At 58.3% G+C, this 11,991-nt stretch carries 8 protein-coding genes; 2 read left to right on the top strand and 6 right to left on the bottom strand.

Annotated features, from left to right (window positions below; all coding sequences use genetic code 11):
* Positions 1–61 precede the first annotated feature (61 nt).
* On the top strand, positions 62–1,078 hold the full coding sequence (locus tag E4O97_RS15460; RefSeq protein WP_078822319.1) for a class I SAM-dependent methyltransferase: 1,017 nt from the start codon (positions 62–64) through the stop codon (positions 1,076–1,078).
* A gap of 87 nt (positions 1,079–1,165) precedes the next feature.
* Positions 1,166–4,093 (top strand): DUF748 domain-containing protein, encoded by a 2,928-nt coding sequence (locus E4O97_RS15455; protein ID WP_216092108.1) that lies wholly within the window; start codon positions 1,166–1,168, stop codon positions 4,091–4,093.
* A 293-nt stretch (positions 4,094–4,386) separates the two neighbouring features.
* On the opposite strand, the gene E4O97_RS15450 is transcribed toward E4O97_RS15455, so the two are convergent.
* From E4O97_RS15450 to infB, 6 genes are all read right to left on the bottom strand, one after another.
* Positions 4,387–5,007, bottom strand: a complete 621-nt coding sequence (locus tag E4O97_RS15450; RefSeq protein WP_032879445.1) for a BON domain-containing protein — start codon at positions 5,005–5,007, stop codon at positions 4,387–4,389.
* Positions 5,008–5,302: 295 nt separating this feature from the next.
* Entirely contained in the window at positions 5,303–7,408 is a 2,106-nt protein-coding gene (gene pnp, locus E4O97_RS15445) for a polyribonucleotide nucleotidyltransferase (RefSeq protein WP_005791474.1), read from the bottom strand.
* 195 nt (positions 7,409–7,603) lie between these two features.
* On the bottom strand, positions 7,604–7,873 hold the full coding sequence (gene rpsO, locus E4O97_RS15440) for a 30S ribosomal protein S15 (RefSeq protein WP_003177875.1): 270 nt from the start codon (positions 7,871–7,873) through the stop codon (positions 7,604–7,606).
* 115 nt (positions 7,874–7,988) lie between these two features.
* Positions 7,989–8,906 (bottom strand): tRNA pseudouridine(55) synthase TruB, encoded by a 918-nt coding sequence (truB, locus tag E4O97_RS15435; protein WP_005791476.1) that lies wholly within the window; start codon positions 8,904–8,906, stop codon positions 7,989–7,991.
* A 3-nt stretch (positions 8,907–8,909) separates the two neighbouring features.
* Entirely contained in the window at positions 8,910–9,305 is a 396-nt protein-coding gene (rbfA, locus tag E4O97_RS15430) for a 30S ribosome-binding factor RbfA (RefSeq protein WP_003176137.1), read from the bottom strand.
* A 159-nt stretch (positions 9,306–9,464) separates the two neighbouring features.
* Positions 9,465–11,981: a translation initiation factor IF-2 gene (gene infB, locus E4O97_RS15425; protein ID WP_005791478.1), complete on the bottom strand. Its 2,517-nt coding sequence runs from the start codon at positions 11,979–11,981 to the stop codon at positions 9,465–9,467.
* Positions 11,982–11,991: the final 10 nt, after the last annotated feature.

Here is an 11,991-nt window from a genome sequence, read left to right as displayed (position 1 = left end):
GGGTTAACTGTTAAACTCCGCGCCCCGATTTTCTTATTTTTCTGCAAGCAAGGCGCGCTTCATGACCCCCCTGAATCAGGCGCTGCGCGCCGCCCTCGATCACCGCCAAGACCTGATCAACGAACTGCACGCCCAGGGTACAGACTGCTACCGGCTGTTCCACGGCAGCCAGGAAGGCGCCGGCGGCTTGACCATCGACCGCTACGGCCCGCAATTGCTGGTGCAGAGCTTCCATCAGTCGCTGGACAGCGCAGACCTTCTGGACCTGCATCAACTGATCAACCAATACATGGGCCTGGAATTGCTGCTGGTGTACAACGACCGTGCCCGAGGCAACTCGCGTATCGATCGTGAAGACACGGTATACCGCGCAGAGCCTGCGGCGCTCGAAGACCTGGTCGGCCACGAGTGGGGCCTCAGCTACCGTGTGCGGGGGCGCCATGCCGGGCAGGACCCGTTGCTGTTCCTCGACCTGCGTAACACCCGTGGCTGGGTGAAGGATCACAGCGCCGGCAAAAGCGTGCTGAACCTGTTCGCCTACACCTGCGGCGTGGGCTTGAGCGCGGCCGCCGGCGGCGCACGCGAAGTGTGCAACCTGGATTTTGCCGAGGGCAACCTGGCGGTCGGGCGTGAAAACGGCCTGCTCAACCCACAATTGCCGAGCATGGAGTTCGTACAGTCCGATTACTTCCCGGCCATTCGCCAACTGGCGGGCCTGCCGATCACCCAGCGTCGCGGCCAAAAGCTGCCGAGCTATCCGCGCCTGGAGCAGCGCCAGTACGACCTGGTTCTGCTTGATCCGCCCGCCTGGGCCAAGAGCGCGTTCGGCACCGTCGACCTGCTGCGCGACTATCAGAGCTTGCTCAAGCCCGCGCTGCTGACCACCGCTGACAATGGGGTACTGATCTGTTGTAACAACCTGGCGAAAGTCAGCATGGATGACTGGCGTGAACAGGTGCTGCGTTGCGCAGAAAAAGCCGGCCGCCCAGTGCGCGACTGGCAGGTCATGACACCCGGGGCAGACTTTCCTTCCACAGATCAGCAGCCTCCGTTAAAGACCTTGATCCTGCATTTGTAGGAAGTTTCCCAGCAGCCACTGTTCTTCGGAACCGAATTACCGTGCCATACTCCAAGGCACTCTCGTTCGACACAGATGGCGTCACCCATGCCCAAAGGATTGATCCGCGCCGCAGGCGCCTTGTTGACCGCCCTGGCTTTGTACAGCTTGCTGGGCTTTTTGATTTTACCCGGCATCGCTCTTCGCATTGCCAACCAACAGTTGGCGAATTACGCCACGGTGCCGGCGCGAATCGAGCGCATCGAGCTCAACCCGTTCAGCCTGGAACTCACGCTGTGGGGCCTGAAGATCGGTGAGCCGGGCAAAGAACAAGTGGGCTTCCAGCGCTTTTACGCCAACCTGCAGGCCGACAGTCTCTGGACCCGCGCCCTGCACCTGGCTGATGTGCAACTGGACCAGCCCAAGACCGAACTGTTGTTCGACAAATCCGGCCAGTTGAACCTGGCGCAGTTGTTCAAACTGCCGCCGAGCGAACCGACTCCCGCAGATCCCGATGCCAAACCGTTCCCGCTGCGTATCGACAGCATCAAACTGGCGGGCGGCAATCTGCATTTCCGAGACCTGCGCCCCAGCGAACCTATCGAATTCCTCTACGACAAACTCGACTTCGAGCTGAAAAACCTCAGCACCTTGCCCGAAGACAACGCCGACATGACCCTGGTGGCCGCTGGCCCTGACGGCGGGCAGATCGACTGGAAAGGTAATGTCAGCCTGGTACCGATCACCTCCGAAGGTACCTTGAAGGTCACCGACGGCAAGATGAAAGCTTGGTGGCCGTATGTACGTGACGCCTTGCCGCTGGTGCTGGAAGACGGCGTGCTTAACTTCAGCACCGACTATAAGTTCAGCCTGGCCAAAGAGACCGAGCTGAACCTGACCAACACCGCCGCCAGCATTGCGCCCTTCGCGATCAAGGCGCCGGATGGCCGGCCATTGGTACGCCTGGAACGCCTGGATGTCAGCGAAACTACGGTAGACCTGGCCAAGCAGCAGGTAGTCGTCGGCAAAATCCGCAGCAACAAGCTGGAAACCTGGGCCGCTCTTGAAGCCGATGGCCAACTCGACTGGCAGAAACTGTTCGCCAGCCAGCCAAGCAAGCCAACACCGGCACCGGCCAACGCCGACGCCGACGCCGACGCACCTGAAGCCCAACCGGCAGCGCCAAGCAAACCCTGGCAAGTGATGCTCAAGGATGTGCAACTGCGTAACTATCAGGTACACCTGGCCGACCGCCAGGCCAAACCTGCGGTGGCGCTGGAACTGGGCCCGTTGAATGTCGACATGCAGAACTTCGACAGCCTCAACCAAAGCCCCTTCACCTTGAAGGTCGATAGTGGCGTGGGCAAGCAAGGCAAGATCCAGGCAACCGGCGAGGTTAACCTCAACCCGGTCAGCGCCAAGCTGAAAGTGAATACCCAGGACATCGACCTGCGGGTGGCCCAGTCGTATATCAGCCCGTTTATTCGCCTGGAACTGCGCAGCGGCATGTTGGGCGGCAACCTGGATGTGAACCTCAAGAGCACCGAGCCGTTGGCCCTGCAAATCACCGGCCGCGCTCAGGTCGATCAGTTGCATACCCTGGACACCCTCAAGACCCGCGACTTCCTCAAGTGGCAGCGCCTGGTACTGGAGGGTGTGAACTATCAGCACGGTCAGAGCCTGTCGATCGACAAGGTCAACCTGCTGCAGCCGTATGCGCGCTTCATGATCAACGACGATCGCACCACCAACATCGATGACTTGCTGATTCCCCAGCCTGCCGACAGTGGTGCCAAATCAGCCGCCAAGCCGGCGGCCAGCAAAGACAAGCCCTTGGGCATCCACATCGGGCAGATCGCAATTAACGATGGTTCGGCCAACTTTGCCGACTTCAGCCTCACGCCCAACTTCGCCACCGCGATTCAACAGCTCAACGGCCAGATTGGCACCATCGATAGTCGCCAGGCCAAACCGGCCAGCGTCGATATCAAGGGTAAGGTAGACCGTTACGCCCCAGTGACCATCAAGGGCAGCGTGAACCCGTTTGATCCGATGGCAGCCCTGGATATCGCGACCAGCTTCAAACGTGTCGAGTTGACCAACTTGACACCTTACTCGGGCAAGTTCGCAGGCTTCCGTATCCGCAAGGGCCGGCTGAATCTCGACTTGCACTACGTGATCACCAAGGGCCAGTTGAAGGCCGAAAACAAAGTGGTGGTCGAACAGTTGCAACTGGGTGAGAAAGTCGACAGCTCCGATGCGGTGGACTTGCCGATTCGCCTGGCCATCGCCCTGCTCAAGGACAGCGACGGCAAGATCTCGATCGAACTGCCGGTCAGTGGCGACCTGAACAACCCGCAATTCAGCGTGATGCCGATTGTGTGGCAGACCCTGCGTAACCTCGTCGTCCGCGCAGCGACCGCGCCCTTCAAGTTTATTGGCGGGCTGGTGACGGGTGGCGGCTCTGAAGACCTGGGTAATGTTTCGTTCGCCGCCGGCTCCAGTGAGCTGAACAAAGATGCCGAGGGCGCGCTGAACACCTTGGCCAAGGCACTGAAAGAGCGCCCTACCCTGCGCCTGGAAATCGAAGGCACGGCTGCTGCCAGCAGCGATGGGCCGTTCCTGGCGGCGCAGCGGCTGGAACGTGAATACCAGTACAACTACTACAAGATCCTCCAGCGCCGTGGCGACAAAGTCCCGGCCCAAGCTTCGTTGCTTGAAGTGCCCGAGAAAGAAAAAGCACCGTTGCTGGAAGGTATCTACCGCACCCGTCTTAAACAGCAACCTCCCGCCGAATGGAAAAACCTTGGCAGCGATGAGCGCTCGGCGAAGCTCAAAGAGGGTGTGATCAAGTTCTGGAGCGGCAGTGATGTGCTGCTGCGCCAACTGGGCCAGGAGCGCGCCAGTACCATCAAGGATTACTTGGTGGACAAGGGCCAGTTGGAAGATGAGCGGGTGTACTTCATTGATGCGCAACTGGGGCAGGCGGAGAAAGATGGTCGGGTCATCACCCCAATGCATCTGGATGCCGAGTAACTTCTGAGCAACGCCTATCCTAATGTGGGAGCTGGCTTGCCTGCGATAGCATCACCTCGGTGCAACTGAATGACTGAGGTGCCAACATCGCTGGCAAGCCAGCTCCCACATTTTTTTGGGGGGTTGGCTGGCAGTTTTGTTTCAACCCCAAAATAGAACAGGCCCCGACACAAGTGCCGGGGCCTGTAATGACCACATCCGTGTGGTCGGTCGCATGAACTCCAGAGGTGCATCGGGTGGATAACTAGCTCACCCTAAGCCGCCGCTATATCGTTCAAACGAAACCTTTAACGTTACTCTGCTTTCAGGCCGTCGGCCGATACAGCTTTAACGCCTTTGATTTTCTTGGTGATGGCAACCGCAGTTTCTTTCTGCGATGCAGTCACGGCAGTCGGAGACGACAGGGACACTACGCCCTTGTTGGTCTCAACCTTGATGTCAGTGCCAGGAATGCCCTTCTCGGTAACCAGGTCAGCCTTCACTTTGGTAGTGATCCAAGTGTCGCTGGTGGTTTCTTTGGCGTCGTGTGCCGCACCTTTGGTTTTGTCGATGCCGTCAGCTTTGACAGCGCCGCCAGCCAGCAGACCGTCAGCCGAAACAGCATTCACACCTTTGATTTTCTTGGTGATGGCTACAGCAGTGGCTTTCTGCGAATCCGAGACTGCTACGTCGGAGGACAGGGAAACCACACCTTTGTTGGTCTCAACCTTGATGTCCGAACCCGGAATGCCTTTTTCGGTCAGCAGGTCGGCTTTGACTTTGGTGGTGATCCAAGTATCCGAAACGCTTTCCTTAGCCTTGGTCGCTTCACCGGCCGCCAAAGTCATAGGGGCTTGGGAAGTCTGAGCAAAGGCTACGTTAGCACCCATCGCCAGGGTCAGAGCGGTAGCAGTAGCGAGAGCGAACTTCTTCATACGAATAACTCCTGTTTTATTAAAAGTCTGCAGACGTAAACCTTCATGCTGCAGCGCTAACAGGGATAGTGCAGGCGGCGTGCCAAGTGGGATAACAGGACAAAATCTTTATAAAACAACAAGTTAAAAAACAGAGCGATTTTCGAAATCGTGCAAGTTGCATGAAGCAGGTCGTGCCTGCGTGCAAGTTGCGGTTTTTTGCAGGCGACTAAATAACTGATTTTAGGGGAATTTCCTTCTCCCACAAAAAAGGGACTCCGAAGAGTCCCTTTTTTTCAGCTAGAACGCGGGGTGATTAAACGCCCGAAGCCTTGGCTGCTGCTACGTCCTTGATGGACAGCTTGATACGGCCGCGGTTGTCCACGTCCAGTACCAGCACTTCCACTTCCTGGCCTTCTTTGAGAATGTCGGTCACTTTCTCAACACGAGCGTCGCTCAGCATGGAGATGTGAACCAGACCGTCTTTGCCCGGCAGGATGTTGACGAATGCGCCGAAGTCGACGATGCGCTCAACCTTGCCGACGTAGATCTTGCCGATCTCGGCCTCAGCGGTGATGCCCAGGACGCGTTGGCGTGCAGCTTCAGCCGCTTCCTTGGTTTCGCCGAAGATCTTGATCGAGCCGTCGTCTTCGATGTCGATCGAAGCCTTGGTTTCTTCACAGATCGCACGGATGGTCGCGCCGCCTTTACCGATAACATCACGGATTTTGTCGGTGTCGATTTTCATCGCGATCATGGTCGGAGCGTTTTCCGACAGTTCGGTACGCGACTGGCCAATGATCTGGTTCATCTGGCCGAGGATGTTCAGGCGCGCTTCCAGGGCTTGGCCCAGAGCGATTTCCATGATCTCTTCAGTGATGCCCTTGATCTTGATGTCCATCTGCAGCGCGGTTACGCCTTTAGCGGTACCGGCTACTTTGAAGTCCATGTCGCCCAGGTGGTCTTCGTCGCCCAGGATGTCGGTCAGGATGGCGAACTTCTCGCCTTCTTTAACCAGGCCCATGGCGATACCGGCAACCGGCGCCTTCATCGGCACACCAGCGTCCATCAGCGCCAGGGAAGCACCGCAAACGGAAGCCATCGAGCTGGAACCGTTGGACTCAGTGATTTCCGATACGACACGGATGGTGTACGGGAACACATCGGCAGCCGGCAGCATCGCTGCAATCGAACGACGGGCCAAACGGCCGTGACCGATTTCACGACGACCAGCACCACCCATGCGGCCACACTCGCCCACCGAGAACGGAGGGAAGTTGTAGTGCAGCATGAACGGGTCTTTTTTCTCGCCTTCCAGGGTGTCCAGCAGTTGTGCGTCACGGGCAGTACCCAGAGTCGCGACTACCAGGGCCTGGGTTTCACCACGGGTGAACAGCGCCGAACCGTGAGTCTTGGGCAGCACGCCGACTTCGATGTTCAGCGGGCGCACGGTGCGAGTGTCGCGACCGTCGATACGTGGCTTGCCGTTAACGATGTTTTCGCGAACGGTGCGGTATTCGATTTCGCCGAATGCAGCCTTGACGTCGCTGGCAGAAGGCTGGCCTTCTTCACCGGACAACTTGGCGACAACCTGGTCCTTCAACTCGCCCAGGCGAGCGTAACGGTCGGCCTTGACGGTGATGGTGTAGGCGTCGGAGATGGCAGCGCCGAACTCGGAGCGGATAGCGCCCAGCAGGTCGGTGGCCTCCGGGGCAGCAGCCCAGGTCCAGGTTGGCTTGGCAGCTTCGGCAGCCAATTCCTTGACCGCGTTGATTACCACCTGGAACTCGTCGTGAGCAAACAGTACGGCGCCCAGCATCTGGTCTTCGGTCAGCTCTTTGGCTTCCGACTCAACCATCAATACGGCTTCGGAGGTACCGGCAACGACCATGTCCAGGCTCGAAGCTTTCTGCTGCTCGTAAGATGGGTTCAGCAGGTAACCGGTGCTTTCATGGAAAGCAACGCGAGCGGCACCGATAGGACCATCGAACGGAATGCCCGAGATCGCCAGCGCAGCCGAAGTACCGATCATCGCAGCGATGTCCGGATCGGTCTTTTTGCTGGTGGAAACGACGGTGCAGACAACCTGCACTTCGTTCATGAAGCCTTCTGGGAACAGCGGACGGATCGGACGGTCGATCAGTCGGGATGTCAGGGTTTCTTTCTCGGAAGGACGGCCTTCGCGCTTGAAGAAACCGCCAGGGATCTTACCGGCAGCGTAAGTCTTTTCCTGGTAGTGAACGGACAGAGGGAAGAAGCCCTTGCTCGGGTCAGCGGTCTTGGCGCCAACCACGGTCACCAGTACGGTAACGTCGTCGTCAACGGTAACCAGCACTGCGCCGGAGGCTTGACGGGCGATACGGCCTGTCTCGAGGGTAACGGTCGACTGACCGAACTGGAATTTTTTGATAACCGGGTTCACGGTGTCCTACCTTCTTTGTGGCTCTTGGGGGAACTTGTCTTCTTGCGAAATTCTTGGGCAATGTCGGGAATCGGCCCGACCCTCGTCCAGGGTAAAACGTGTATCCAGATAAAACTTGAGGCTGGGAGCCTACCATGGGCCAGCGGGAATCCCACTGGCACACGGCAGACAACCAACCTCTAGCGCAATCGCTGATTAGCGACGCAGACCCAGGCGACCGATCAGAGTCTGATAACGACCCAGATCCTTGCCTTTCAGGTAGTCCAGCAGCTTACGGCGCTGGTTTACCATGCGGATCAGACCACGACGGGAGTGGTGGTCTTTACCGTTGGCCTTGAAGTGACCTTGCAGTTTGTTGATGTTGTGGGTCAGCAGTGCAACTTGCACTTCTGGCGAACCAGTGTCACCAACAGCTTGCTGATAGTCAGCTACGATTTGTGCTTTTTCTTGAACGTCGAGAGCCATGAGGCAATCCTTTTTTCAGGAAACCACCCAAGGGGTGATCTCAATAGGCCGAGGGCATACCCCCGTATCTATAAATGAGAAGTGACCATGCCTATTAACAGCCACCCTCGTTCGGTCATTCTGACCGAATCAGTCGACGCGGCGCGATGCGCCCGTCTTCGCTCACTTCACCGATACCGATAAAGCGACCGTTATGATCCTGTACTCGCACCATGCCGAACTTCGGGGCATCCGGGGCGCGTACCGGCTGGCCGTTGAGCCAGTAGAACGCGCTGTGCTCCGAGAAGTGCAGCAATGGCCAATCCAGCAAACCACTGTCCGAGGGCATCAGGAAGCGATCAACCGCTTCGTTGCCGCCTTCGGCGTGCACCGCTTCCAGCTCTTCCAGCGTGACCGTCTGGGCCAGGGTGAAAGGGCCTGCCTGGGTACGTCGCAGTTCAGCTACATAAGCACCGCAGCCCAGCTTCTCACCAATATCTTCCACGAGGGTACGGATATAGGTGCCTTTGCTGCAGTCCACCGCCAATCGAGCAGTGTCACCTTCACAGGCGAGCAGTTCCAGCCGGGCAATAGTAACAGAACGCGGTTCGCGCTCCACCACTTCGCCCGCACGTGCCAGCTTATAAAGAGGTTGCCCATCCCGCTTGAGCGCCGAGTACATCGGCGGTATCTGACTGATTTGCCCACGAAAAGCAGGTAATGCAGCTTCGATATCCGCACGACCAACGGTCACGTCGCGAACCTGCAAAACATCACCTTCGGCGTCTGCCGTGGTGGTTGTCTTGCCCAGTTGCATGAGGGTTTCATAACCCTTGTCCGAATCAAGCAGGTACTGCGAGAACTTGGTGGCCTCACCAAAGCACAACGGCAGAACGCCGGTGGCCAGTGGATCCAGGCTGCCGGTGTGTCCCGCCTTCTCGGCGTTAAGCAGCCAGCGGACCTTCTGCAGCGCCGCATTGGAGGTAAAACCAATGGGTTTGTCGAGCAGAATGATGCCACTGACGTTGCGACGGATACGTTTGACCTGAGCCACCGCTTACTCCTTGGCGTCTTCAGGTGTGGACGGATGCTGACTGTCTTCAGCCACGGCGCGCTCGATCAAGGCCGAGAGGTGCGCGCCACGCACGACGCTTTCGTCGTAATGGAAGTGCAACTGCGGAACGCTGCGCAGCTTCATTTCGCGGGCCAACTGCATCCGCAGGAAACCTGCGGCGGAGTTGAGCACCTTGATGCTTTGCGCGATTTCTTCGCTGTTGTCCTGCCCCATCACGGTGATGAAGATTTTGGCATGACCCACGTCACGGCTCACTTCAACGGCGGTGATGGTGACCAGGCCAACGCGGGGGTCTTTGACTTCGCGACGGATCAGTTGAGCCAGCTCACGCTGCATCTGATCACCGATACGCTGGGTACGGCTGTATTCTTTTGCCATGTCTTGTTACCTGTTACTGCCACACGGTGAAACCCGTGGGGTCTGAAAGCGGCAAACGCCCGGCCTGACAAAAGCCAGACCGGGCGTTGCGTTTAGAGTCCGGACACGGCGCGGGGCAAGTACATGCCCACGCGCTGTGTGGCTCCTGAAGTGCGCGAGTTAGAGGCTGCGAGCAACCTGAACCTTCTCGAAGACTTCGATCTTGTCGCCAACCTTGACGTCGTTGTAGCTCTTGACGCCGATACCGCATTCCATGCCGGCACGTACTTCGGCAGCGTCATCCTTGAAGCGGCGCAGGGATTCCAGCTCGCCTTCGAAGATAACGATGTCTTCACGCAGTACACGGATCGGACGGTTACGGTACACGGTGCCTTCGACAACCATGCAACCGGCGATCGCGCCGAATTTCGGCGAGCGGAACACGTCACGCACCTCGGCGATACCCAGGATGTTCTCCCGGACATCGCTGCCAAGCATACCGGTAAGGGCTTTCTTGACGTCTTCGATGATGTCGTAGATGACGTTGTAGTAACGCATGTCCAGGCCTTCCTGCTCGACGATCTTGCGAGCGCCAGCATCGGCACGCACGTTGAAGCCGAACAGTACAGCGTTGGAAGCCAGTGCCAGGTTGGCGTCGGACTCGGTGATACCACCGACACCGCCACCGACAACACGCACTTGCACTTCGTCGTTACCCAGGCCGTTCAAGGCGCCGTTCAACGCTTCGAGGGAACCACGGACGTCGGATTTGAGGACGATGTTAAGCGTCTTCTTCTCTTCCTGGCCCATGTTCTCGAAGATGTTTTCCAGCTTGCCGGCGTGAGCACGGGCCAGCTTGACTTCGCGGAACTTGCCTTGACGGAACAGAGCCACTTCACGGGCTTTCTTCTCGTCGGCAACTACGCTCATCTCGTCGCCAGCGTCCGGCGTACCGTCCAGGCCGAGAATCTCGACCGGGATAGCAGGACCTGCTTCCTTGATTGGCTTGCCGTTCTCGTCGAGCATGGCACGTACACGGCCGTAGTTCGAACCGACCAGCACCATGTCGCCTTGGCGCAGGGTACCGTCTTGAACCAGCACGGTCGCGACCGGGCCACGGCCCTTGTCGAGGCGCGATTCAACTACCACACCACGGCCAGGAGCCGAAGGCGTAGCAGTCAATTCCAGGACTTCAGCTTGCAACAGGACCGCTTCGAGCAGTTCGTCAACGCCGGTACCCATTTTCGCCGAGACCGATACGAATGGCGTCTCGCCACCCCATTCCTCGGATGTCACGCCGTGAACCGACAGTTCGCTACGGATGCGATCGAGATCGGCGCCGGGCTTGTCGATTTTGTTCACGGCTACAACCAGAGGAACACCGGCAGCCTTGGCGTGCTGGACAGCTTCAATGGTCTGCGGCATTACGCCGTCGTCCGCTGCAACCACCAGGATCACGATGTCGGTCGCCTTGGCACCACGGGCACGCATTGCGGTAAACGCGGCGTGACCTGGAGTGTCGAGGAAGGTGACCATGCCGCGTTCGGTTTCAACGTGGTATGCACCGATGTGCTGGGTAATACCACCGGCTTCGCCTGCGGCAACCTTGGCACGACGGATGTAGTCGAGCAGGGAAGTTTTACCGTGGTCAACGTGGCCCATTACGGTCACAACCGGTGCACGGGAAACTGCCTCGCCTTCAAACTTCAGGGACTCGGCCAGGGAATCTTCCAGGGCGGTGTCGCTGACCAGGGTCACTTTGTGGCCCAGCTCTTCAGCAACCAACTGGGCAGTTTCCTGATCCAGTACCTGGTTGATGGTGGCCGGGGTGCCCAGCTTGAACATGAACTTGATGATTTCAGCAGCCTTGACCGACATCTGCTGGGCCAGATCGCCCACAGTGATGGTCTCGCCGATCTTCACTTCACGCACGACAGGGCCGGTTGGGCTCTGGAAACCGTGAGCGTTGCGTTTTTTCAGCTTGGCCTTGCCGCGACCACCGCGACGGAAGCCATCGCTTTCTTCGTCGGTAGTACGTGGGGCAACGCGTGGAGCAGGCGCTTTCTCTTTGACCGAGGCACGATGCGGAGCGTTTTTGCGCTCGCCATCGCCACCACCACCGCGACGATTGTTATCGTCGGCACGTGGTTTGTCCGGACGACGAGGTTCGTCGCGCTTGCGGGCGTCAGCTGCAGGAGCAGGCGCAGCAGCAACCGGGGCGGCCTCACGCACAGCTTCAACAGGAGCGGCAACCGCTTCAGTGTTGGCAGGTTGCGCAGCAGCAGGCTGGCGACGCGCTTCTTCTTCGGCGCGACGCTTGGCTTCTTCTTCAGCCTTCTGGCGAGCAGCATTTTCTACTGCGCGACGTTCATCCAGCTCGCGTTTGCGCTCGGCTTCGATTTCTTCCGGGCTGCGCTGTACGAAGACTTTCTTCTTGCGTACTTCTACGCTGATGCTCTTGCTACCCGCAACACGCAGGGTGCTGGTGGTTTTGCGCTGCAATGTAATCTTGCGCGGTTCTTCCACTTTCGCCTTGTGGCTGCTCTTCAAGTGAGTCAGCAAAGACTGCTTCTCACTATCGCTCACACCTTCATCGGCGGCGGTGTGCGGCAGACCTGCCTCACGCATCTGCTGCAACAGGCGCTCTACCGGTGTTTTGACCTCATCGGCCAGTTGTTTCACCGTGACTTGCGTCATGCACTTCTCT

It is taken from the genome of Pseudomonas sp. W15Feb34 (genome assembly GCF_023127765.1).
In the GTDB taxonomy this organism is placed as follows: domain Bacteria; phylum Pseudomonadota; class Gammaproteobacteria; order Pseudomonadales; family Pseudomonadaceae; genus Aquipseudomonas; species Aquipseudomonas synxantha_A.
This window is presented reverse-complemented; position numbering and strand designations above follow the sequence as displayed.